This is a genomic window from Sphingobium tyrosinilyticum (genome assembly GCF_042654265.1).
In the GTDB taxonomy this organism is placed as follows: domain Bacteria; phylum Pseudomonadota; class Alphaproteobacteria; order Sphingomonadales; family Sphingomonadaceae; genus Sphingobium; species Sphingobium tyrosinilyticum.
The window spans coordinates 43475-65067 of sequence record NZ_JBHSFZ010000021.1; the positions used below are offsets into that span (position 1 = coordinate 43475).

The following is a 21593-nucleotide window of genomic DNA, read 5'->3' on the forward strand; positions in this document are numbered from 1 at the left end:
GGCGGAAGAGGACATCAGTTCGGTATCACTCTTCGCCTGTTCCCGGCTCCGCCTGCTTGCGATGGAATTCCGCCAGGACGCCGGCGGGGGCGACATGAGCGGCCGCCGCCTGGATCTTGTTCTTCCAGCCCGACACGATATGCGCTTTGCCTGCAATGAGCGCGTCCCAGCCGTCACGCGCAACCTTGGCCGGGTCGTCCTTTTCCATCGTGCCGACCTTGGTATCCAACATGTCGGCGCGCTCGAAAAATTCGGTATCGGTCGCCCCTGGCATCAGATTGGTGATGGTCACGCCGTCGCTTTCCTTGATCTCGTTGCGGATCGCGTCCGCAAAGCTGTCAATGAAAGCCTTGGTGCCGTTATAGACGGCATGAAAGGCCCCCGGAATGAAGCCTGCAATAGAGCCGGTGATCAGCACCTTCCCTTCATTACGCGCCACCATTTGCCGCAGCACCTTCTGCAGCAGGTAGAGCGTTCCGGTGATATTAGTGTCGATCACGCGCCGCCAGGTCGCGACATCTTGTTCGAGGAAGCTGTGCCCGATGCCACGCCCGGCGTTGGCGAACAGCAGGTCGATTTGTCGTCCCCCCGCCGCCGCGAGCAGCCGATCCACACCTTCGAAGGTGGAAAGGTCGGCCTCCACCGATTGCACGACTGTGCCATGCCGCGCGAAATCTCTCGCCGCCGCCTCGATCAGCGGCTCGTCGGCGACGACCAGCAGGTCGCATCCTTCCTGCGCCGCCACATGGGCGAGTTCAAAGCCGATGCCGGTCGATGCGCCGGTCACAATCGCGAGTTTGCGTGAAGCCATGGTCCTTCTCCTCTTCAGGCCGGCAGCGCCGGATCCATGCCGGGCTTCAGTACGATCTTGGTCACTTCATTCTGCTTGTCATGGAACATGCGATATCCCTCCGCCGCCTGTTCTAGCGGCAGGCGATGGCTGATGAGGAAGGTCGTATCGATCTTGCCTTCCATGATCGCGTTCAGCAGGGCCGGCATATAATGTTGCACATGAGTCTGGCCGGTCTTCAGCGTGAGCCCCTTTTGCATGAAGGCGCCAAGCGGGAATTTATCGACCATGCCGCCATAAACCGCTGGCATCGACACGCGTCCGCCCTTGCGGCAGGCGATAATCGCCTGGCGGATCGAATGGGCGCGATCGGTGCCAAGGAAGGTCGATACCTTGATCTGATCGATTACATTGTCAGCAAACAGGCCATGCGCTTCTAGCCCAACCGAATCGATGCAGGCGTCTGGCCCGATGCCGCCGGTCATTTCCATCAGCGCGTCATAGGTCTTGCTTTCCTCATAATTGATCGTCTCCGCGCCAAAACGGCGCGCCAATTCCAGGCGGCGGGGGAAATGATCGATCGCGATCACCCGCTCAGCGCCCATCAGGAAAGCCGATTGCACGGCGAACAGCCCGACAGGGCCGCAACCCCAGACGGCGACCGTATCTCCAGCCTCTATGTCGGCATTCTCCGCAGCCATCCATCCGGTCGGCAGAATGTCGGACAGGAACAGCACCTTGTCGTCATCCACCCCGTCGGGGATCACGATCGGCCCGACGTCGGAAAAGGGCACGCGTACATATTCCGCCTGCCCGCCCGCATAGCCGCCGGTCATATGGCTATAACCAAACAGCCCAGCCATGGGATGGCCATAGAGCGTCTGGGCGATCTCCTGATTCTCGGCGGGCAGGCCGTTTTCACAGGCGGAATATTGATGCTTTTCGCAATGGAAGCAGCCCCCGCAGCTGATCGTGAAGGGTACCACGACCCGCTGCCCTTTCTGCAGCGTGGATTTCGCCCCGACCTCGACTACTTCGCCCATGAACTCATGGCCCAATATGTCGCCTTTCTCCATGGTGGGGATATAACCGTCATATAAATGCAGGTCGGATCCGCAGATGGCGGTTGATGTGATCTTGATGATCGCATCGCGCGGGTTGATGATTTCGGGGTCGTCCACAGTGTCCACGCGGACGTCATGCTTTCCATGCCAGGTGAGCGCGCGCATCAGTTCTGCTCCTCCTCATATTGCGCCATCGTCCGGGCGGCCGTGGCGATTTCCCCGGTTTCCATGAGCTGCTTTAGCCGCCGCAGGTCGCGGCGCGCCTGGATGTGCGGTTCACGCTGGAACATCTTGGCGATGACCTTGCCGATGACGCCCGCCGGCGGATCATAGAGGATGGTCGCGGTCACCCATGTGCCGCGCCCACCCGGCGCGTCACGAAATTCGATACGCCCGCTATTGGCCACATCAGCGCCTTCTTCGGACATCCAGGCGATCAGTTCGCCCGGCCGGTCCTCGGTCACTAACGAAGTCCATTCGACGGTGCCGCCACCCGGCGCCTTGACCGTCCAATGCGACCGCTGCTCATCCAACGTATCGATGGCGATGACATTGTCCATCACCTGCGCCAGGTTCGAAAAGTCGCGCCAGAAGTCATAGATTTCCTGCCTGGGCCGATTGATCGTCACCGTCTTCGCGCTGATGTCGCTGCCCTCGGCCTGCGGGATCCCGGCCTTGGCCTGCTCCTGCTTTTCCGCCTGCTTGGCGGTGACGGGCGGCGCGTCGTCCTGCTGGCTTGGGGTCCTTATGTCACCCATGCTGCGCTCCTCTCTTTGGGGTCTGTCCTGATCCCTCGCCAACCAGCACGGCCATGCGCCGTTCCGCTTTCCCGACCAAAAATCGCGCCTCGTTAACCTGCGTTAGGGGCTTTCTCCTGTCTTCCAAACACGGTGGAACGGGGCTGCGCGAGGCTCGTTGTCGGACCATTCAGGCAAAGGAGGATCATCATGGGCGCGCACGCACCGCTTCACCGTTTCACCCACGGCTCCAGCCGCGAAGCCTTGATCGGGGCGGGCATCGGCGCGGGTCTTGCTCTCTTGGGGGCAGCCGGACGCAAATTCGCTGTCCAAGCCCCGACCGCGCTAGCAGGCGAGTGGGACAAGGCCCTGGCGCTGGAGCACAAGATGGCGCTTGGGCTATTCGACAAGCTGCGTGAGGCGGGACCGGCCGCGCATGGCAGGCGCAGCATGCTGTTGACCCAGCTTAAGCATGCGCTCGGCAAGCATGCGATGGAGGAGGAGAACGCCATCTATGCTGCGATGCGCGCCGCAGGCATGCGCGAAGAAGCCGACGCGCTCAACGCCGACCATGGCTATGTGAAGCAATATCTCTACGAACTGACCGACCTCACCCGCGACCACACCGCTTTCCAAGCCAAGCTCGCCCAATTCCGCCGCGATATCGAGGAGCATATCCGGCGTGAGGAGCAGGAACTCTTTCCTCGTCTCAAGCAGGCGATCAGCGAAAAGGAAAACGGCACCCTCACCCGCCGCATGAACCAGGAGGGGCTGAAGCTCGCCTGAGCGCTCCAGGAGAAGCGATATGACAGACCCAACCCGAAGCAAGCGCAACGTGCCTACGCAGCAGACGCGCAATCCCAATATTTCGACGGAGAACCAGCCTCCGGGCGCCGCCCGCCGTCCCAGCGCGACGCTCGACCGCGAGCCGGAGCGCGACCCGCGCAGCGGCGGGTCCATCCCCTCCAACTACAATCCTGAAACCATGACCCGCCGCGGCGAAGAGGATGACAGCCGTGCAGGGCAGGAGGGCGCAGGAGAAAAGTCGCGCCGCGCCGATGACTAAAGACAAGCGAGTTCGCGACTTGCCCCCCATCTACCAGGGCGATCAGGACGCCGATATCCGAGCGGACAAGCCACTCCCTATCTCAACCGGCCGGGAGGATAATCGCGGACACCGCGCGCGCCCTGGGTCAGGCGTGGTGGAGGGAAGCGGCGCTGGTGCGGGCGGAAGCGGAAATCCCGAAGATTTTGACAGCGATCCCGTCTCGGGCGGGAACGCACAGCAAGGACAGGACGATGATCGAGAACCAAAATCGCAGTGAAGGCCGCGACGACAGCGACCTGCATGACGATCCGGCCGCACCCGGTCAGGGCGGCGCGGCAGGCGGCAACACCGCACGCGACATCGGCTCACGCGTCGAGGAAAAGACTGCGCGAGGCGGCCATCCTGGACCCACGCGCGTGACCAAGCAGGACAAGGTGCAACCAGACACAGGCACACAGTCCGATCATGAAGGTGCGCAAAAACCCTGAAGACGATTTGTAAAGAGGGCTGGCAGCCCTCCGTTCGGGCGAACTGGGAATTATTGCCCGTCTTAGCGCAGACCTTAAGCCAAAACCTCATTGCTCGTGAGCGCCGCCGCATCCCGTAGCGCCGCCAGATCCGGGATGCGCAGCCATTTGGACTGCAACTCCACCAGCCCCCGCTGCCGCATCGTCTGCAGCGTACGGTTGACATGCACAGGCGTCAGGCCTGTCATGTCAGCAATCTCCATCTGCGTCAGCGGCATGGCGCATTGCTGCCCATAACTGAGGCCCGACGAGCGCATCCGTTCGAACAACTCCAATAGAAGATGGGCCAGCCGCTCTATCGCGGTCTTGCGTCCCAGCGTCACCAACCAATTGGTCTGTCGCTCGATCATGTCCGCCAGGCCTTTCCAACAGGCTTGCTGGCTTTCCGCTGGCAGGACACCATGAGGGCTCGAGGGCAGATTGGTAGCCCTCACGTTAGTAAGGGCTACGATCGGCTGCGAAGGCCGCTTGCCCAGTGCCCAATGCGGTTCGCAAATGTCTCCCGGCAGAAACAGGCCGGTGATCTGCCTGCGCCCGTCCGGCAACACCCTGTAACGGCAGGCCCAGCCCTCATCGATCCGATAGATCGCGTCGGGCTGTTCATCCTCCCGAGCCAGAAACTGGTGCGGGCGAAAATGGCAATGCGTTTCGCTTGCAGCAAACTGGCCTAACATGGGCGATTCCCTGTTTAAGCCCCCTTCAACAACATACCCAACCTACTTAAGCGGGACTTTATCCATGTTGGACAACTTATTAAACTTACGATGAAATGAGCGTCTTCATCGACAAAATGGTTCGCCGTTAATATTAGCTTTACTTTTCCTGATCCTGATCAGTCGACCCGTTCTTCTGGGTGGCGAGGAATCCTGCAGCGTCCAGGTCCACCTTGAACTCCCGATCCCACAGCCGCAGTTGCCCGCAGAGCGCGAGGAAAGGGGTGACATCTTCTGGTCCTTCCAACCGCACCAACCCTTCGTCCATGTCAGCTTCGCTGACCCCCGCACGATCAATCAGCGGCAGCGCGTCATCGACATAGGCAATGAACTTGCAATGGGCGTAAGCGTCGCTGACGAAATCCTTGGCCGCCTTGTCCTGCGCCAACTGCGCTGCGCCATCAGAGGAGAGGATGAGAGCGACGGCGTCGTAAAGAACCGAAGGGCCGCCATCGATCTTCTGCTTCCCTTCGACTAAAGTGCCATCGTCTAGCACCGCGCCCGCGATTTTCGGCGCGATGATTTCATAGACGGCGCCAAGCTGCTTCACCTCCTGGGTCAGCGCCTTCACCAACGCGACCGGCGCGCCATCGCTGACCAATATGCCGAGCTTGCGGCCAGCGAAACTTTCCGGGCCGTTGCGGACGATGCTGAGCGCCTCCGAGGGCGGCAGGTTGGTTCGCGGCGCGGCGGCGGCCGGGGCGGGATCAGGTAGTTTGGACAGGCCCAGGCCGCCTGCGACCACCGTCGCCAGCTTTTCGTCGATATTGCGCAGATGCGCGACCATCTTCTGCCTTATGTCGATGCGCTCGCATTTCGACAGCTCGAACACCAAGGCATCGCCGATATGCTTCTGTTCGATCGGCGTCTGGCTGATGAAGAATTGCCGCGCCTGGCTGTAATGATCGTTGAAGCTGGGCGAGCGGATCTGCAGCTTTGGTCCTGCTTCGCCTGCCGCGAAATGGCGATAGCCGCGATCGGGAGACTCACGCGGGCCGCCCCAGCTATTGGGCTCGTAATTCACCCGGCCCCTGGGATTGCTCATCGCCATATGGCCGTCCTGCTGAAAATTATGCACTGGGCAGCCACGGGGGGCGTTGATCGGAATGTGCGTGAAGTTGGGCGATCCAAGCCGCTTCAGCTGCGTGTCAAGATAGGAGAAATTGCGGCCCTGAAGCAGCGGATCATTAGAAAATCCGATCCCCGGCACGACATTTTGCGTGCAGAAAGCCACCTGTTCGGTTTCGGCGAAGAAATTTTCGACCCGCGCATCTAAGACGAAGCTGCCGATGAGGCGCACCGGCACTTGCTCCTCGGGAATGATCTTGGTCGGGTCCAACACGTCGAACTCGAACTGGTCGGCGAAATCATCGTCGAAAATCTGCACGCCAAAGTCCCATTCAGGCGGGCTGCCGAGATCAATCGCATCCCACAGGTCGCGGCGGTGGAAATCAGGGTCCGCGCCGTTGATCTTAAGCGCCTCGTTCCACATCACCGACTGCAGACCCTGCTTAGGCTTGAAATGGAATTTGACGAAGCTGCCCTTCCCTTCAGCGTTGATCAGGCGGAAACTGTGGACGCCAAACCCTTCCATGAAGCGGAAGGACCGCGGGATAGCCCGGTCGGACATGACCCACATGATCATATGCATTGATTCCGGCGTCAGGCTGATGAAGTCCCAGAAATTGTCATGGGCGGTCTGCGCCTGGGGAAAACCGCGATCAGGCGTCTGCTTGGCGGCGTGAACCAGATCGGGAAATTTGATCGCATCCTGGATGAAGAAGACCGGGATATTGTTGGCGACAATGTCCCAATTGCCTTCCTTGGTATAGAATTTGGCGGCGAACCCACGCACATCGCGGGCGAGATCAAAGGACCCCTTGTTGCCGACCACCGTCGAAAAGCGCACGAACATCGGCGTCTTCTCGCCGACTTCGGTCAGCACCTTAGCGGTCGTGAACTCCTCCAGACTCTCGTTCAGGGTGAAGGTGCCGTGCACGCCAAAGCCGCGGGCATGCACGACACGTTCCGGTATCCGCTCATGGTCGAAATGGAAGATTTTCTCGCGAAAGTGGAAATCCTCCAGCAGCGTCGGGCCGCGCTCTCCCACCCGCAGGCTGTTCTGGTCGTCGGCGATCGGTACCCCTTGCTGCGTCGTTAGGACATCGCCCGACGATCCCGCGATTTGATGCAGTTCGCCCCCGGCGCCTGTTTGAGTCTCGAATTCGCGGGCAGCACTTTTGGCACCCTTGTCCTCACCGATCTTCCGGGCCATGCGAAGCTCTCCTGATGCAGATGGTTTCAGCGCGGGGAAGGCTTCCCCTCTCCCTGCCCAGACCGATGAGGCCCTGCTCTGGTTCCTGCGCCAATGGGCAAGCTTGCAATGAATCCGGCGGTCAATAATGCAGGTTATGAACTTTCCTCGCAGCCTCTGGAACATCATTTCCCGTAACTCGCTCTACCGCCGAGAGGAGTTCATGATGCCCAAAACATCGCTGATCATTGCATCCTTGCTTGCTGCCGTGCCCATTGCGGCCTATGCCCAAACCCCGTCGACCTACGTGGCCACAGCTGGCGCGGGGGACCTTTTCGAGCAGACTTCCAGCAAGCTTGTCCTGCGCACGACAAAGGATGCCAAGGTTCGCTCCTTCGCCACAATGATGGTGCGCGACCACGCCAAGAGCACCGCCATGGTCAAGGCCGCAGCTCTCAAGGCAGGGGTCAAGGCTGCTCCCCCGCAGATGAGCGCTGACCAGAAGAGCAAGATCGCAGCGCTGACCGACGCAAGCGGCAAGGGCCGCGACCAGCTTTATTGGCAGCAGCAAAAGGCAGCCCATAAGGAAGCACTGGCCCTGCATCAGGGCTATGCCTCGACCGGCTCCGCTGCGCCGCTAAAGGCGGCCGCCGCTCAGATCGTGCCGGTCGTCCAACATCACCTCCAGATGCTGGACAGCGGCGGCACACATGACAGTGCGAAGCATAAGGACTGATACAGCGCAGGAACTAACCGCCATGACCAGTTTGAACATACAACCGCGGCTTGACGACCGGGCGCCACCCGTACCCCGCGACCTCAAACATGTGTCGATCAAATCAGATCTGGAAGTGCAATATTGGTCGCAGCGCTTCCAGACTTCCCGGCAATTGCTTGAGGATGCGGTCGAACGGGTTGGTCACAACGTCAACGCCGTGGCCGATTATCTCGACCGGAACCGCTGACTACTTATGAACCGCGCCGAACCGCCGCCGCCCCCCCGCAAGCCAGGGAAGGCGGCCGTGCTGGTCCTTCTGGTAATCGCCGCGATCATCCTGATCATCTTCTTCGCCCGCAACATCTGGCATGGGGAAGAGCTGCAGGAAAATCAGGAAGCAGGGAATAACGTCGCCGAAAATTATCAAGGCCAGTCGAACTACTAAATGGCCTCTATCACTCTCCAAAGGGATAGGTTTCCGGCACGCCGCGATGATGCTCCGGCCCCAGCGGGGTTACCGCACGTGTCTCGTCGAACCAGACGAAAGCATCGAACTGCTCAGCGATATTGGCTTGGCTATAATGGCTCCAAAGCTCGGTTTCGGGCCGGTAGATGACGCCGATGAACCGCTCGAGGCGCGGCTCGGACAGGCTGCGGCGCAACATCTCATGACGACCGGGTGTCAGGTCCAACAAAAAGCGCGACAGTCCGCTGTCATGGAATAGTCGTTCATAGCTGTCAGCTCGCGAGGGATTGACCCGCTTCACTTCCATATCGCCGTCCCAGTCGGTGGCCGCCGCTACCGTGCCGCCATGGGTGCCAAAGCCAATCAACGCAACGCCCGAGCCGAAACGCTCCCGGCACAACTGGCCGATGTTGAGTTCGTCCCGCGTTGCGCCCATGTCGGTATGACGCGCGTCGCCGATATGGCTATTATGCGCCCAGACGATCGCCTTCGCGTCCGGCCCCTTGGCCTCCAGCAGATTTTCGAGCGTCTCGAACATATGGGTGTCGCGCAAGTTCCAGCTTTCCGCGCCGCCATAATACATAATCCGGTAATAGCGTTCGGCCGACGCGATCAGCCGCGCATTTTGCGCCGCGTCCAAGAAATCATCGCCGCCCTTCTGCGCATAATCCAGCTCCTTGCGCAGCAAGGACTGGCATTGTTCGATCACCGCTGCCTCGCATTGGGCATAGCCGCGCGATAGCGCCGCGCGGCCGTAAGTGGCCGGATCACTCTGCCAAGGGGTCAGGCAGCCATAGCGTTCGCGCGCCACCGCTGCTGCTTCTGGATCGACCCGGTCAAGATAGTCCAGCACCGCTCCAATCGACCCGGACATATTGTAAATGTCGAGCCCGTAAAAACCGGCTCGCTCCTCGATCGCCGCAATCCTACCATTATGGTCGTGCATCCAGTGGATCAGCGCCTGTATGTCGGTGTTGCGCCACATCCAGGTCGGGAAGCGCTGGAAAGGTTTCTCCGTCCCTCCCCTCTCGCCCGCCCGATGACGGACATAATGATCGACCCGTGCCGCGTCGGGCCAATCCGCTTCGACCCCGACGATCGTGAACCCATGATGGGCGATCAGATGTCGGGTGATGGCAGCGCGAGCCTGATAGAATTCACTTGTTCCATGGCTCGCCTCGCCCAGCAGCACGACGCGCCGATCCGCAAAGCGATCGAACAGCGCCCCGAAAGCCGGGTCGCTGAAGTCCGGAAGCGGTTCAGCGGCCACTGCGATCATCGGCAGGAGTGAAGCAGCATCCTTCATCTCTCAGTCCTTTACTTCGGCTCGCACCCGCTCGCCCAGCAGGAACAGCCGCATAGTCTAGAACCGGGCGGGAATGATGCGGATCGGCACCGGCTCGGGCAATCGCCGCCATCCCAGATCAGCGATCACCTCATTGCTCTGCACCGCCTCCCGGCCCCTGCTGCGGTCAAGCGACCAGGTGATGTGATAGGTGCCGCCATCGGGCCGGCCAGTAACGCCGCCTACCGCGACGATCAACGCTTGCAGTCCCTCGCCATCGCTGATGCTGCCAATAATCTCGGCCGACTCAGCTGGCGGAGGTGGGTCGTCCGCGGCCGCGTTGGCGTCCAGCGTGATATGATCGGCGATGACATCGGGCCAAAGCGGCGGGATCTGCTCCAATAAACCGGGACGCTCCGTCTCATCCAGTTTCCATCCAGTGACGGCCATATCCTGCTCCTCAGCCTGTTAACGTCCCAGCGCGCAGTTGGTCGCAGGAAAGATGTCGCAAAGTCTCAGCTCTCCAGCATCTCCCGGATACGGGCGGAGAGCATCTCGATCTGGAACGGCTTGGTAATCATCTGCATGTTGTTCGACAGGAAGCCGCCACGCACCGCAGCGCTTTCGGCATAGCCAGTGATGAACAGGATGGGCAGATCGGGAAGATGCTCGCGCGCAATCTCCGCCAGTTGCCTACCGTTCATCCCCGGCAGCCCGACGTCGGAAATCATGAGATCGAACCGTTGCCCATCCTCCAATATGCGCACTGCCTGCTGCCCATCGGGCGCTTCGGTCGCCTTGTAACCCAGCTCTTCAAGTACGTCGCGCACCAGCAGCCGCACGGATTCATCATCTTCCACAAGCAGCACCGATTGCCCGTCGCCATGATGGATCGGCGCGCTTTCCGCGGTTTGCTCTTCGGGTTCTGCATCAGCGACCGGCAGAAAAATCTTGACCGATGTGCCCTCGCCCAACGTCGAGTGGATGCGGACCAGTCCGTTCGACTGTTTTGCAAAGCCATAGACCATTGACAGCCCAAGCCCGGTTCCTTGGCCGATTGGCTTGGTTGTGAAGAAGGGGTCGAACACCTTGTCTAAGGTTGCCGCATCCATACCCACGCCCGTGTCCGACACCGCAACCACCACATAGCGGCCCGGCGTGACGCCCAGGTTGCGCGCGCAGAAGGCCGCGTCCAGCTCCTGTTCCTCACAGGCCAACGTCAAACGCCCGCCATCAGGCATCGCATCGCGGGCGTTGATCGCCAGGTTGATGATGGCGCTTTCCAGCTGGTTAGCGTCGACCAGGGCTGGCGGCAATGACGTCGCCGATACGATCTCTACCTCGATCGATTCACTCATCGTGCGCCGCAGCAGATCTTCCAGCGAATGGACAAGGTTGCCGATGTCGGTTGGTTTGCTGTCGAGTGACTGCCGCCGCGAGAAGGCCAACAGCCGCGCCGTCAGCGCTGCGGCGCGCTGCGCTGAAGTGCTGGCTGCGTCCATGAAGCGATCGAGATCCTCCAGCCGGCCGCTGGCGATCCGCCGCTTCAATATGTCGATCGCGCCGATAATGCCGGTCAGCATATTGTTGAAGTCATGTGCGATGCCGCCCGTCAGCTGACCCACCGCCTCCATCTTCTGCGCCTGGCGCAGGGCCTCTTCGGCGCGCGCGCGATCTTCAGCCTCGGCTTCAAGCCGCGCGAGCGCTTCGCGCAGTTCGAGCGTCCGGGCATCGACCTCCTGCTCCAACCGCTGCGCCGCTTGCGCAAGCGCCTGCTGCCCGCGCTTTTGTTCATCGATATCGACGATCACGGAAATGGCGCCCGTCACCGTGCCGCTGGCGTCGCGCAGCGGCACGCCGCTTACCCGCGTCCAGACGGGTTTTCCAGTGGGCGGATGGTGCAGAAACTCAACGCCCGTCACATGCTCGCCCTTGAGCGCACGGGGGGTGACGAAGCGGTCGCGGGTGATGCGGCCCCCCTCTTCATCATAGCCCTCCCACTGCTGCTCCGCATCGGGCAAGCGCGCGGGTATTTCGCCGCTCGGTAGAAACCGGAGAAAGGCGGGATTGGACAAAAGGGTATTGCCGTCGCGATCGACAAAGCCGACACCAACAGGCAGATTGTCCAGCAGCGCATTCAGCCGGCTCCGCTCCGCATCCAGAGCGGCCAACTGGTCGCGGATCTGCAATTGCTTCTGCCGCGCGCGCATCGCCGAAGCGACCGCGCTGACCAAGGATTCACCGCTGACCGGCCGTTCCAACAAAATGACGCTCAGGGCATTCTCAGGCAATCGCCGCCGCACCGCCTCACTGGAAGACAGGCGGCCCGCCTGTCTTCCTGCAAGCAGGATGAAGGGCACGTCGGACCAGGCGGGTTGCGCCTCCAGCGCGCGGTGCAGCGGCCCCAGGTCGGCGAACAGAGCCTCTTCGGTGACCAGCACGACGCCCGCCTGTTCGTCGATCGCTTCGGCTATGTCGTGCAAAGTGGGGCAGACAAGGACGCGCTGCCCTTCGCCGCGCAGCAGCTGGGCGGCGCTTTCCGCGTCGCTGCCATAGGGTGCACTGACAAGGACCCGCAGGCCCGAAGATGTGGGCTTATGCACGGCCCGGCCGGTCGTCCATCAGCGGCGTTGTGGAGCCGAGATATTCCGGCGTTCCCGTCAGAACGCCCCTGAAGTCGGACAGCGGGGCGCCGACCCGGATACCCTGGGTATCGATACGCAATTCGCGGATCGCATCCTCATGCGGGCCGCTGCGGTTCTTGACCACCGACAGCGCCTTTCGGATCCGCCCATCCGCCTCGAAGAAGCGCAGCAGGATGACGATGTCAGCGATGTAGGACACATTTAGCCCATTGGTGCTCATCGTCCCGAAAAAGCCCTGTTGCGGATTAATCAGCAAGGTCACGACGCCACGGTGGCTGAGATAGGACAGCAGTTCATGCAGTTGCAGGATCAACTGCTGCTCTTCCGGCATGGAGGCGACATAGCCGTTGAGGCTGTCGATCAGGACGATGCGCGCGTCCCCCTGCTCCACCGCCTGCCGAACCATGGCGGCAAATTCGCCCGGCGTGATTTCCGCCGGATCGACCTGTCGGATCACCAGCCTGCCCTCGTCCATGAACGCCTGAAGATCCATGCCGAAATGGCGGGCTCGGCCGATCAGCGTGCCAACACGTTCGTCAAATTGGTAGATGACGGCATTTTCGCCCCGTTCGCATGCTGCGATCAAATATTGCAGCGCCAGCGTAGTCTTACCTGCGCCAGCGGGCCCGCTGATCAAAGTGCTGGTGCCGCGGGCCGGGCCTCCGCCCAATATCGCGTCCAGAGCCGCGATCTTGCTTGGCACCGGCTCGCCTACGAAGGTCGAGTGATGGTCGGCGGCGATCAGGCGGGGGAAAATATCTATGCCGCCCTTGCGAATGATCATGTCATGATAGCCCGCGACAAAATCGACGCCGCGCATCTTCTGGATCTGCATCCGCCGCCGCGCAGCGCCGAAATCTAGTGTCAGCCGCTCCAACGTGACGACGCCATGGCACAGGCTGTGGAGATGATTATCGCGCACACCAGACCCGCCCGTGAGGTCATCGACGAGCAGAACGGTAGTATCTATCCGCGCGAAGAATTGTTTGAGGAATAGCAGTTGGCGGCGGTAGCGCAGCGGATCTTGCGCCAATAACCGCAGTTCGGAAAGGCTATCGAACACGATCCGGGCGGGCTTTACCCGTCCTACCTCTTCGCGAATCAGTTCGATGATCCCGCCCAGCTCCATTTCCCAGCTATGAAGGATGGATTGATCGCGGCCGACGCCTAGCACGGAATCGGCGGAGGCCAGTTCGAACAGGTTCACATTATCCAGACTCCAGCCGTGGGAGGCGGCCACTACGGATAATTCCTCGCTCGTTTCCGAAAGTGTGACATAGAGGACCGGTTCGCCTGCCTTCACGCCTTCCAGCAGGAACTGCAGCGCCAAGGTCGTCTTGCCCGATCCCGGAGCCCCCTCGATCAGATATAGTCGCTTCGCCGGCAGTCCGCCGCCCAACACGGAATCCAGCCCTTTATTGCCCGTCGAAATCCGATCGAAAATTCCCGTCATTCAGCCGCACCTCCCTCAGTACGGCCGTCAGCATATCGATCACCATAGGAAGATCTACCGCCTATCATCACCCGAAGGCACGCGCCGCATTGGTTGCCATGCGCACATAACGCCGGGGGATCGCCGCCAGTTGCATCCTGGTGAAAGCGCGTCAGCGGCCGGGGGGATCGCGGGGGGCCGGAGCCGTCACCGGACGCAAGCTTTCGCGGTCTTCAGGCGGCACTGGCGCGGTGGGATCAGGACGATAATGTTCTTCCGCCCGCACCATCCCGTCGGGATGACTGCCGCCTTGCAGATCGGAGGGAACATGCCCTCCTGAGGCCGTGGATGGCCCTGCCTGGGGCTGGAGCCGAGTGCTGCTTTGGCTTGGGGAAGGCATATCTGCGCGCGAGCGGTCGAGCAGCTTCTTGGCGATGAACCCGGCTCCGGCGAGAAGGGCAAGCTTGCGGATCATGATGATCATCCTGTCAATGATGGGTCACTTCGGGCGCGCGGATGAAGGGCATTTCGTCCGGCTCGATCGTTGTGGGGTGACGATCTGAATGAGCAGCGGGGTTGGTCCATGACCTCTCGCCCCATGATCTCGCCGCCCTTCGGGCTGGAAAGGCGCTGCCGGTGCTTTTGTCCAGCGCGCGTGCGACCAGTGCGTCGATCACCGTCGCTCCCGCGACAAAGGCGATGGCGCCCCATACCGCCCGATGCCGCGGGGCGTTGCGGGCCGCGAGGCCAAGCGCGGCGAGGTCCAGAGCGTCGCCTGCAACACGGTTCCAGACAAGGGTCGAATGGGCGGGAGCGGCGAGCAATCCTGCACCCGCCAGCATTTCGCGCGCGCCGAAGGCTCGCAACGTAGCGCGGCCTATACGATGATCATTGCCCAAGGCGCGGGCGATGCGGCGGGTCGCGGCGACTTCCACGACGCCGAGAGCGATCGAAAATAGACCAAGGCTAAGACTAACACGCCGGGCATCCATGATCCGCCTCCTATGCTGTGTTCCGGGGAGCTAACGGCCTTGGCGGGGCTGCGTTCCCAGCTCTAGCGAAGGTCCGCCGAAATGATGCGAAAGGGCGGCGGCCGGTTTTTCAAGAATGAAGTAGCGAGTTAAACTTGCCTGGGACGGAATGGCGGGCATATCCGTCAATTAGGATCAAATAGGATATGCTCGTGGACCCATCCATAGACCTTGCCATCCGCCTGCGCCGCGCCGCGTTCAATAGAGCGCTGGCGGAAGGTGACCTGACCGCCATCGGCCCGCTGCTGGCGCAGGACGCGGTCCTTGTTACCGGCAGCGACAGTGCGGTGCTTTCCGGCCGGAAAGCGCAGCTTTTGGCGTGGAAGCAGGAGTTCGCGGCGCCCGATCGCACCATCTATACGCGGACGCCGACGAGCATCCTCCCCTCCCCCGTCGAGCCGATCGCGCTGGAGCAGGGAGAATGGACGGGGGTGGCGGCGGAGTCGGGTACGCCGGTAGCGTCGGGCACCTATAGTGCGAAATGGCGCAATATTGGCGGGGATTGGATGATCGAAGCGGAGATTTTCGTGACCATGGCCTGATGGGCTGGCCCGGCGAACCGGGCCAGCCATTATGGATCAGCCGAGCGCCCGGGCCATCACCCGGCCGAGCCGTTCGGCAAAGGCGCGCGGATCGGCGGGCAGTTCGCCATCGGCGATGCGGGCTTCGTCCAGCAGCAGCCTGGCAGCATCCTCGCGCAGGGCAGAGTCATCCTGAAGCGCGCTCAGCTTCGCGATGAGAGCGTGCCGGGGATTGAGTTCCAGCACCGGAGCGGAGGCCGCGCCGCCGCGACCGGCAGCCGCGAGCAGCTTTTCAAGCTGGCGGTCCATGCCATGTTCGGCCGCGACCAGGCAGACCGGGCTTTCGGTCAAACGCTCCGAGGCGCGAACGTCGGACACCTCATCCTTCAGCAGATCCTTGGCGAAGGTGATGAAGCCGGTCACTTCTTCCGAAGCGGCGGGCGCGGCCGTTTCCCCTTCGCCCAGGGGGATGAGGCCAAGGTCCGCGAGACCCTGCGTCACCGACTTGAACGGCTTTCCATCATAATCGACGCCAGCGGAGACCCAGAAGCTGTCCACCTGATCGGTGAGGAGCAGCACCTCGATCCCGCGCGCCCGGAAACCTTCCAGTTGCGGCGAAGAGGCCAGGCGGTCGAGATCGGAGCCGGTGGCATAATAGATCGCCGTCTGGTTCTCCTTCATCCCTTCCGCATAATCCTTCAGCGAGCGCCAGCCTTCGCCGGAGACCGTGGATTTGAAGCGGGCGAGGCCAAGCAGCTGCTCGCGGCGGGCGAAGTCCTCATAAACCCCTTCCTTCAGGACCGCGCCAAAATTGTCCCAGAATTTGATATAGGCTTCCCCGTCATTGGCGGAGAGCTTTTCCAGTTCGGACAGGATGCGGTTGCTGACCCCCTTCTGGATCGCGGCAAGGACCGGGCTCTGCTGGATCATTTCGCGCGAGACGTTGAGCGGCAGGTCGCTGGAATCGACGAGGCCGCGTACGAAGCGCAGGTAACGCGGCAGGATTTCGGCCTCGTCTGTGATGAAGACGCGGCGGACATAGAGCTTCATGCGGCCTGTCCGGTCAGGATCGAACAGGTCGAAGGGCTTCATTTCGGGAATGAAGGCGAGCACCGCATATTCATGCAGCCCCTCCGCCCGGTAATGCAGCGTCAGCGCGGGCTGGTCGAACTGGCCCGCCACGCTGCGGTAGAAGTCGGTATATTCTTCGGCGCTGATCTCGCTCTTGGGCTTGATCCAGAGCGCCGCGCCGTCGGCGACCTGCTCCGCTTCCGCATCGGGCTTTTCCTTGAGGAAGATCGGCACCGGGACATGGCCCGACTGATCCTTGATGATCTGCTGCGTGCGATAGCGTTCGGTGTAGGAGGCGGCGTCATCCTTCAGGTGCAGGATGACACGCGTGCCATGGTCGGGCGCTTGGGCCACATCGGCGGGCTGAACGCTGTAGGCGCCAAGCCCATCCGACGACCAATGCGCGGCCTGATCGGACCCCGCGCGGCGCGAGAAGACGTCCACGCGATCGGCGACCATGAAGGCGGAATAGAAACCGACGCCGAACTGGCCGATGAGCTGGGTGCCTTCCGCCTCCTTCGCGGAGGCGATGCGGTCCATGAACGCCTTCGTCCCCGACCGCGCAATGGTGCCGAGCGCTTCGGCCAGTTCCGCCTCGCTCATGCCGATGCCATTATCTTCAACGATGATCTGCCGGGCGTCGGGATCGAGCGTGACGGTGACCTTCGCGCCCTCGCTGGCGGCCAGGGCGGGATCGCTCAGGCTTTCATAGCGCAGCTTTTCGCACGCGTCGGCAGCGTTGGAGATGAGTTCGCGCAGGAACACATCCTTGTCCGAATACACCGAATGCACCATCAGGTGCAGCAATTTGGCTACGTCCGCCTCGAATGGGCGGGTTTCCGGAGCAACGTCGGTCGGGTTCGTCATGGCGGTCTTTCATGCCCTCCTGTGAATTTGGCCGCCGGACAGATGGCGTGGGCGGCCGCCGCTTTCAAGTTCGGCAAGAATAAGGATGGCCGATGGATCGAGATGCCCGGTCCGGCGCTTTCACCCCCGATTAACGAAGGAGGCATGGGTGCAGGTTGAAACCTATTTGATGGCCGAACATGATTGGGTGCCGAACAACGGACGGTTGCCGGTCATCCTCTACCGGCGTGCGCTCGCCCCGGCATCCTGCGAAGAAACGGCCAGCGCGTTCGAGGATGCCTTCGCCCGCCATGGCTGGCCCGCGCAGTGGCGCGATGGCATCTATGATTATCATCATTATCATTCGACCGCGCATGAAGTGCTGGGGATCGCCGCCGGCTCCGCGCGGCTGATGATCGGTGGACCAGGTGGGCGCGAGGTGAAGGTGAGCGCAGGCGACGCGCTGCTGCTGCCGACAGGAACGGGCCATTGCTCGCTGGAGAGCAGCGAGGATTTCCTGGTCGTCGGGGGCTATCCGGACGGGCAGAAGTGGGACATTTGCCGGAACGCTCCCGATCCTGTGGCGCGGGAGAGGATGGCCGCCCTGCCCTTCCCCGCGTCCGATCCGATCGCGGGGGCGGATGGGCCGCTTAATGAGCATTGGAGGGCGGCGCTTTAGGGCCAGCTTGGCCGACCCGCCTCAACGTGATCTCAGCGCAAGCTGGGATCAACAGATGGAGGCCCTGCCCCGTACGAGGCCCCAGCTTCCGCTGGAGTGACGGGAAATTCGGGTAGAGCAGCGCGCTTAGGTTAGCGAAGACCTGTATCGAAGCATCACGCGTGGCGCATAATCCCTCGATACGTCGCTTCGACTTCGTCAGCGACTACTCAGGAGGAACGGGGTGGAGGGAGCAGGCGCTAAACTCACTAGGTTGGGACTGCCAAACCCTAAGCCCCTTCACGCTTTTGATCCCTTTGACGCCATATTTATCGGGCAGTTTCCGCATCTTGTGGAATGTATAGACGCCGCAACGGCGGCAGAAATAATGCACCGCTACACGCGTATTGAACTGGTAGGTGCTGAGCGCGTCCTGCCCCGAGAGGATTTGCAGATCGGCCTCATCACAGCGAAACATCACCGAAACATGCCGCCGGCACAGTGAGCAATCGCAGTGCACCCGAACAGTCTGGATCGTTCTGGATCGAAAATCGCACTGCGCCACAGTGGCATGATCCCCGATACGCCTCCATCACACCCTCCCGATAGTGAGGCAAATATTATTGCCCGCGTCTGTTATGGCGGCATCAAGCCTGTCCGTCACCCGGGCTTGGCAATGTCGGAGAAGAAGCGGGACCCCGGAACAGGTCCGGGGTGACGAGACGCTACAAAGGATCATGCTCTTTACGATTAGCGGCGAAACTTCAGATGCCAGCCGATGTTGAACCGCCAGCCGCGATCGCCGCCTACATAGGCCCGGTCGATCACCTTCGCGCCTTCCAGGCTGAGCGAGGCGTATGGATTATAGGCGATCCGCAAGCCGCCGCCTGCCGACGCCAGGTCATAGCTCGCAGATGCCAGGGTCGCGCGTTCCAGGACATGGATCTTTGCGCCATCGACGAAGCCATAGACTTCGCTGTCCTTGAGCTTGGCCGCGATATCGGGCCGCCAGGCGAGTTCCAGCGAACCCGCCGCGCCCCGGTCGCCGCTCAACACTGCGGTGTCGAATGCGCGGCCGAATTCAAGGCCGCCTATGGCGAATCGCTCATTTCCCGACAGGCGGTCCGCGCTATATTGGCCCGCCATTCGCAACCGGCCGACGAAGCGTTTGCCGAGCATCCGGTCATAACCCATGCGGCCCGTGAATTTGGTGAAGACGGTAGCGGTGAAGCCCGGCGTCCCCCGCGCGCCCAGAATGTCGAGGCCCCGGCTGACGCCCAGCGATGCGCTGAACAGGCTTTTCTTGCCGATCATCGAATAGCCTGCCGCCGCACGCGCCGCGCGGATATGGTCGGATGACAATACCGACCCGAGCAAGGCCGCGTCGCTGTTGAGGCCGTCCAGCCCGGCGCTGACGGTCAGGTTGCGCTTATAGCCCCGGATGATCGGGTAGCTGAGCGATGCGCCCAGCGTCCAAGCCTCGCCAGTTATGGGGAAATTCTTGAGCCTTGTGTCCAGATGGGATGCGGTCAGGCCCAAGGTCAGGCCGTCAGAGCCGATCGGCGTCTGGTGGCTGATCCCTGCATAGCGGTAGCGTTTGAGGTCTGTGGCGGCGAGCAGCGTGATGTCAGTGCGGTCGCCGTCGCGCAGCAGGCTGTAAAGCTGGCCCGAGGCGCGCAGCTGGCCGGTGCCGAGCCCTGCCTGGGTGCGGTTGTCGATGCCGAAGCTGAAATCGCTATATTTGCGCTGGGGCGTGACCGACAGGCGAACGCCTCCGGCGGTCGCGCCGCGCAGCAGCCCTACCTCCACCTTCGCGCCGGGAATGTCGCGCATCAGGGACAGATAGCGTTCAAGCGCGCGGCGGGTCAGCGGCTTTTCGGCGCGCAGTCTTTCCGCATAGGCGCGGATGAGCGGGCTGGCGCCCTTGGGATAAACGATATCCTCGACAAAGCCCTCCGCCAGCAGCAGCTTTACCCGTCCGGCGGACAGGTCCTGCTGAGGAATGGCGACCGTGTAGAGGGCGATGCCGCTTTTCGCATAGGCGGCTGAAATGGCCTCAGCCAGCGCTTTGAGATTTTCGGCCGAGGCGGGTTTCCCCAGATAGGTGCGGGCGGCGGCCGCGACCGGCTCGGGCGCTTGTACACCGATGAAGTCGATGCCCCGGATGATCGTGGCGGGGTCACCGGCCTGAACGGCGACCAGATTGCCGGTGGGCGGCGTGGCCTGGGGCTCGGCCGCTTCCTTGGACGCGGGTTGGGTGGCCTGCTCGATCAGCGGGGGCGCAAGCAGCGCAGGCGAGGATTGCGCGGCCAGCAGGAGCGGCGCAGCGGCGGAGAGGAGCGCAGCCGTCATCAGCGATGTCCTGGGGAGAAGGAAGGGGAGCCGGAGGCGCGTGGGAGCGCCTCCGGATCATCGATCAGGGATTGGTGAGGCCGAGACCGCCGGTCAGGCTGTTGAGGGTGCCCGACACGGTTCCCGTCACTGGCGTGAGGACGCCGCCGGGCGAGGCTGTCGCGCCTGCTCCGGCGCTGGTTCCGCCTGCCGTTGCGCCCACTGCTACGCCAATCGGCGCGAGCGCTTCGCCCCCCACCTGCTGAGCGCTCGAGGTAAGGCCGGAGGTGGTGGAGGTTACCCCGTTGACCACCGACTCAACCGGCGCGAGCAGACCGCCCGTGCCGCCTGCGCCGGTGGTGGGCAATCCGCCTGGCAGGACATTGGCCTGGATGGCGGCGGGGCTGCCCGTTCCGATCAGTTGATTGCCGCCCAGGGCTACGTCGAGCAGGTTCGTCGCGATGCCGCCTGTCGGCGCGCTGACGTTGGTGACCTGCACATCGGCGATACCGTTGACGGACGCCAGCACGGTATTGCCCGCATTAAGGGCGCCGACGCTCGCCACGGTGCCTACAGGCTGCGTGCTGCCGAGCACGCCCGCGCCGATCGCGCCGGGGGTGCCGTCGAGACCCTGGATCACCGTCTGGCCGCCGACATCGATGCTGACGAGATCGCCGACCACGCCCTGCGCGCCCTGCAGCAGGAGAGTGCGGCCCTGGCCTGCATCGACCAGCACCGTTCCTGTGTCGTCCAGAACGCGCGTGATGGTGCCAGTCACCGGCTGAAGCAGCGGGACGGCCGTCGCGATGGGCGTGGTTACGCTGCCCTGCCCGTCCGAAACGCCGAGCACGGCATTGCCTGCGGTCACCAGGACCGGGGACACCTGCTGAAGTGCGGCGCCGAGCGTGCCGCCCGAGCCGGTGGAACCTGACCCGGATCCGCTTCCCCCGGAGCCGGCTCCACCGGTTCCGGTTCCGCCACCTGTTCCCGCGCCTCCGGTGCCGGTGTCAGCGCCGCCATCGGTGCCGGTGCCGCCCCCGCTGCTGCCCGTTCCGCCGCCGCCAACACTTCCGCCCGAGCCCGAGCCGGGCGTGCCCGCGCCGACGCTGCTGAAGCGGGTGCCGCCCGTACTTTCGCAGGCGCTGAGCAGCAGCATGGCGGCGGAACAGGCGGTAAGGGTCAGGAACGCGCCACGGCGCGATGTTCGATCATAGGAATGTCCCTCTAGCATCAGCCTTCTCCTTCTGAACCGGCATTTCTGCGGGCAGACGGCGGCCACGCGAACGGGAGCGAACAATCAGAAGGCGTGCAGGACGCGGCGCGTTATCTATTCATGAATGGCGACGGGCACTGCACAAATCACCTGAACCTCGGCTCCTTCGGTAGCCCCGCTACCTTGCAACCAAGGCCGGAGACTTTGCGTCCCGATGTCACCATCGGTTTGCCTTTTTCGAGA

Annotated in this window: 23 protein-coding genes and 1 riboswitch; of the genes, 8 read left to right on the plus strand and 15 right to left on the minus strand. The window is 62.4% G+C overall.

The window, feature by feature from the left end; all coding sequences use genetic code 11:
* Nucleotides 1–25: 25 nt before the first annotated feature.
* Genes ACFO3E_RS10570 through ACFO3E_RS10580 form a run of 3 tightly spaced genes read right to left on the minus strand, consistent with a single transcriptional unit; the run spans nt 26 to nt 2612 of the window.
* Nucleotides 26–811: an SDR family NAD(P)-dependent oxidoreductase gene (locus tag ACFO3E_RS10570; RefSeq protein WP_066530652.1), complete on the minus strand. Its 786-nt coding sequence runs from the start codon at nt 809–811 to the stop codon at nt 26–28.
* A gap of 14 nt (nt 812–825) precedes the next feature.
* Nucleotides 826–2019, minus strand: coding sequence for a zinc-dependent alcohol dehydrogenase (locus ACFO3E_RS10575; protein ID WP_380804565.1), 1194 nt, complete (start codon nt 2017–2019; stop codon nt 826–828).
* Nucleotides 2019–2612: an SRPBCC family protein gene (locus ACFO3E_RS10580; RefSeq protein ID WP_380804568.1), complete on the minus strand. Its 594-nt coding sequence runs from the start codon at nt 2610–2612 to the stop codon at nt 2019–2021. The genes ACFO3E_RS10575 and ACFO3E_RS10580 overlap by 1 nt, the downstream gene beginning before the upstream one ends.
* 189 nt (nt 2613–2801) lie before the next feature.
* Between ACFO3E_RS10580 and ACFO3E_RS10585 the strand changes: the two genes are divergently transcribed.
* The 3 genes from ACFO3E_RS10585 to ACFO3E_RS10595 all read left to right on the plus strand — a co-directional run bounded on the left by ACFO3E_RS10585 (nt 2802) and on the right by ACFO3E_RS10595 (nt 4127).
* On the plus strand, nt 2802–3377 hold the full coding sequence (locus ACFO3E_RS10585) for a hemerythrin domain-containing protein (RefSeq protein WP_380804570.1): 576 nt from the start codon (nt 2802–2804) through the stop codon (nt 3375–3377).
* 19 nt (nt 3378–3396) lie between these two features.
* Complete coding sequence (locus tag ACFO3E_RS10590) at nt 3397–3657, plus strand: hypothetical protein (protein ID WP_066530644.1); 261 nt, start codon at nt 3397–3399, stop codon at nt 3655–3657.
* 233 nt (nt 3658–3890) lie between these two features.
* Entirely contained in the window at nt 3891–4127 is a 237-nt protein-coding gene (locus ACFO3E_RS10595) for a hypothetical protein (protein WP_380804571.1), read from the plus strand.
* Between the two features lie 74 nt (nt 4128–4201).
* Here ACFO3E_RS10595 and ACFO3E_RS10600 read toward each other — a convergent pair whose 3' ends face one another.
* Both ACFO3E_RS10600 and ACFO3E_RS10605 read right to left on the minus strand, forming a co-directional pair.
* On the minus strand, nt 4202–4840 hold the full coding sequence (locus tag ACFO3E_RS10600; RefSeq protein ID WP_380804574.1) for a Crp/Fnr family transcriptional regulator: 639 nt from the start codon (nt 4838–4840) through the stop codon (nt 4202–4204).
* A 139-nt stretch (nt 4841–4979) separates the two neighbouring features.
* Entirely contained in the window at nt 4980–7154 is a 2175-nt protein-coding gene (locus ACFO3E_RS10605; RefSeq protein WP_380804576.1) for a catalase, read from the minus strand.
* A gap of 136 nt (nt 7155–7290) precedes the next feature.
* Here ACFO3E_RS10605 and ACFO3E_RS10610 point away from each other — a divergent pair, with 136 nt between their 5' ends.
* From ACFO3E_RS10610 to ACFO3E_RS10620, 3 genes are read left to right on the plus strand one after another with little or no spacing between them, the layout of a single operon-like run.
* Nucleotides 7291–7869 (plus strand): DUF4142 domain-containing protein, encoded by a 579-nt coding sequence (locus ACFO3E_RS10610; RefSeq protein ID WP_380804579.1) that lies wholly within the window; start codon nt 7291–7293, stop codon nt 7867–7869.
* A gap of 22 nt (nt 7870–7891) precedes the next feature.
* Nucleotides 7892–8098, plus strand: a complete 207-nt coding sequence (locus ACFO3E_RS10615; protein WP_066530637.1) for a DUF3606 domain-containing protein — start codon at nt 7892–7894, stop codon at nt 8096–8098.
* Nucleotides 8099–8104: 6 nt separating this feature from the next.
* Entirely contained in the window at nt 8105–8296 is a 192-nt protein-coding gene (locus ACFO3E_RS10620) for a hypothetical protein (RefSeq protein ID WP_066530634.1), read from the plus strand.
* Nucleotides 8297–8306: 10 nt separating this feature from the next.
* Here ACFO3E_RS10620 and ACFO3E_RS10625 read toward each other — a convergent pair whose 3' ends face one another.
* The 6 genes from ACFO3E_RS10625 to ACFO3E_RS10650 all read right to left on the minus strand — a co-directional run bounded on the left by ACFO3E_RS10625 (nt 8307) and on the right by ACFO3E_RS10650 (nt 14671).
* On the minus strand, nt 8307–9623 hold the full coding sequence (locus ACFO3E_RS10625; RefSeq protein ID WP_225870612.1) for an erythromycin esterase family protein: 1317 nt from the start codon (nt 9621–9623) through the stop codon (nt 8307–8309).
* Nucleotides 9624–9680: 57 nt separating this feature from the next.
* Nucleotides 9681–10052: a hypothetical protein gene (locus tag ACFO3E_RS10630; protein ID WP_066530633.1), complete on the minus strand. Its 372-nt coding sequence runs from the start codon at nt 10050–10052 to the stop codon at nt 9681–9683.
* Nucleotides 10053–10117: 65 nt separating this feature from the next.
* Nucleotides 10118–12205, minus strand: a complete 2088-nt coding sequence (locus ACFO3E_RS10635) for a response regulator (protein WP_380804583.1) — start codon at nt 12203–12205, stop codon at nt 10118–10120.
* Nucleotides 12198–13700, minus strand: coding sequence for an ATPase domain-containing protein (locus ACFO3E_RS10640; RefSeq protein ID WP_380804586.1), 1503 nt, complete (start codon nt 13698–13700; stop codon nt 12198–12200). Before ACFO3E_RS10640 ends, ACFO3E_RS10635 begins: the two co-directional genes overlap by 8 nt.
* A 151-nt stretch (nt 13701–13851) precedes the next feature.
* A complete protein-coding gene (locus ACFO3E_RS10645) occupies nt 13852–14154 on the minus strand; it encodes a hypothetical protein (protein WP_380804589.1) in 303 nt (100 codons plus the stop codon).
* Nucleotides 14155–14167: 13 nt separating this feature from the next.
* On the minus strand, nt 14168–14671 hold the full coding sequence (locus ACFO3E_RS10650; RefSeq protein ID WP_066530622.1) for a hypothetical protein: 504 nt from the start codon (nt 14669–14671) through the stop codon (nt 14168–14170).
* Nucleotides 14672–14856: 185 nt separating this feature from the next.
* On the opposite strand from ACFO3E_RS10650, the gene ACFO3E_RS10655 reads away from it, so the two are divergent.
* Complete coding sequence (locus ACFO3E_RS10655; protein WP_380804591.1) at nt 14857–15252, plus strand: nuclear transport factor 2 family protein; 396 nt, start codon at nt 14857–14859, stop codon at nt 15250–15252.
* Nucleotides 15253–15288: 36 nt separating this feature from the next.
* Here the strand turns inward: ACFO3E_RS10655 and htpG are convergent, their stop codons facing one another.
* Nucleotides 15289–17169, minus strand: coding sequence for a molecular chaperone HtpG (htpG, locus tag ACFO3E_RS10660; RefSeq protein ID WP_380804594.1), 1881 nt, complete (start codon nt 17167–17169; stop codon nt 15289–15291).
* Nucleotides 17170–17317: 148 nt separating this feature from the next.
* Here htpG and ACFO3E_RS10665 point away from each other — a divergent pair, with 148 nt between their 5' ends.
* Nucleotides 17318–17827: a cupin gene (locus ACFO3E_RS10665; protein ID WP_066530614.1), complete on the plus strand. Its 510-nt coding sequence runs from the start codon at nt 17318–17320 to the stop codon at nt 17825–17827.
* Between the two features lie 205 nt (nt 17828–18032).
* Here ACFO3E_RS10665 and ACFO3E_RS10670 read toward each other — a convergent pair whose 3' ends face one another.
* The 3 genes from ACFO3E_RS10670 to ACFO3E_RS10680 form a co-directional block, all read right to left on the minus strand.
* Nucleotides 18033–18371, minus strand: a complete 339-nt coding sequence (locus ACFO3E_RS10670) for a GFA family protein (protein WP_380804596.1) — start codon at nt 18369–18371, stop codon at nt 18033–18035.
* Nucleotides 18372–18556: 185 nt separating this feature from the next.
* The gene (locus tag ACFO3E_RS10675; protein ID WP_380804599.1) at nt 18557–20158 is read right to left on the minus strand and encodes a ShlB/FhaC/HecB family hemolysin secretion/activation protein; all 1602 of its coding nucleotides are present in this window, start codon (nt 20156–20158) and stop codon (nt 18557–18559) included.
* A gap of 64 nt (nt 20159–20222) precedes the next feature.
* On the minus strand, nt 20223–21368 hold the full coding sequence (locus tag ACFO3E_RS10680; RefSeq protein WP_380804602.1) for a hypothetical protein: 1146 nt from the start codon (nt 21366–21368) through the stop codon (nt 20223–20225).
* A gap of 147 nt (nt 21369–21515) precedes the next feature.
* Nucleotides 21516–21593, minus strand: a riboswitch (cyclic di-GMP riboswitch).

Excerpts from the sequence above, each read along its gene's own strand:
- ACFO3E_RS10570 (WP_066530652.1), bottom strand. The coding sequence starts at position 811 with ATGGCTTCACGCAAACTCGCGATTGTGACCGGCGCATCGACCGGCATC.
- ACFO3E_RS10575 (WP_380804565.1), bottom strand. The coding sequence starts at position 2,019 with ATGCGCGCGCTCACCTGGCATGGAAAGCATGACGTCCGCGTGGACACT.
- ACFO3E_RS10580 (WP_380804568.1), bottom strand. The coding sequence starts at position 2,612 with ATGGGTGACATAAGGACCCCAAGCCAGCAGGACGACGCGCCGCCCGTC.
- ACFO3E_RS10585 (WP_380804570.1), top strand. The coding sequence starts at position 2,802 with ATGGGCGCGCACGCACCGCTTCACCGTTTCACCCACGGCTCCAGCCGC.
- ACFO3E_RS10590 (WP_066530644.1), top strand. The coding sequence starts at position 3,397 with ATGACAGACCCAACCCGAAGCAAGCGCAACGTGCCTACGCAGCAGACG.
- ACFO3E_RS10595 (WP_380804571.1), top strand. The coding sequence starts at position 3,891 with ATGATCGAGAACCAAAATCGCAGTGAAGGCCGCGACGACAGCGACCTG.
- ACFO3E_RS10600 (WP_380804574.1), bottom strand. The coding sequence starts at position 4,840 with ATGTTAGGCCAGTTTGCTGCAAGCGAAACGCATTGCCATTTTCGCCCG.
- ACFO3E_RS10605 (WP_380804576.1), bottom strand. The coding sequence starts at position 7,154 with ATGGCCCGGAAGATCGGTGAGGACAAGGGTGCCAAAAGTGCTGCCCGC.
- ACFO3E_RS10610 (WP_380804579.1), top strand. The coding sequence starts at position 7,291 with ATGAACTTTCCTCGCAGCCTCTGGAACATCATTTCCCGTAACTCGCTC.
- ACFO3E_RS10615 (WP_066530637.1), top strand. The coding sequence starts at position 7,892 with ATGACCAGTTTGAACATACAACCGCGGCTTGACGACCGGGCGCCACCC.
- ACFO3E_RS10620 (WP_066530634.1), top strand. The coding sequence starts at position 8,105 with ATGAACCGCGCCGAACCGCCGCCGCCCCCCCGCAAGCCAGGGAAGGCG.
- ACFO3E_RS10625 (WP_225870612.1), bottom strand. The coding sequence starts at position 9,623 with ATGAAGGATGCTGCTTCACTCCTGCCGATGATCGCAGTGGCCGCTGAA.
- ACFO3E_RS10630 (WP_066530633.1), bottom strand. The coding sequence starts at position 10,052 with ATGGCCGTCACTGGATGGAAACTGGATGAGACGGAGCGTCCCGGTTTA.
- ACFO3E_RS10640 (WP_380804586.1), bottom strand. The coding sequence starts at position 13,700 with ATGACGGGAATTTTCGATCGGATTTCGACGGGCAATAAAGGGCTGGAT.
- ACFO3E_RS10645 (WP_380804589.1), bottom strand. The coding sequence starts at position 14,154 with ATGATCCGCAAGCTTGCCCTTCTCGCCGGAGCCGGGTTCATCGCCAAG.
- ACFO3E_RS10650 (WP_066530622.1), bottom strand. The coding sequence starts at position 14,671 with ATGGATGCCCGGCGTGTTAGTCTTAGCCTTGGTCTATTTTCGATCGCT.
- ACFO3E_RS10655 (WP_380804591.1), top strand. The coding sequence starts at position 14,857 with ATGCTCGTGGACCCATCCATAGACCTTGCCATCCGCCTGCGCCGCGCC.
- htpG (WP_380804594.1), bottom strand. The coding sequence starts at position 17,169 with ATGACGAACCCGACCGACGTTGCTCCGGAAACCCGCCCATTCGAGGCG.
- ACFO3E_RS10675 (WP_380804599.1), bottom strand. The coding sequence starts at position 20,158 with ATGACGGCTGCGCTCCTCTCCGCCGCTGCGCCGCTCCTGCTGGCCGCG.
- ACFO3E_RS10680 (WP_380804602.1), bottom strand. The coding sequence starts at position 21,368 with ATGCTAGAGGGACATTCCTATGATCGAACATCGCGCCGTGGCGCGTTC.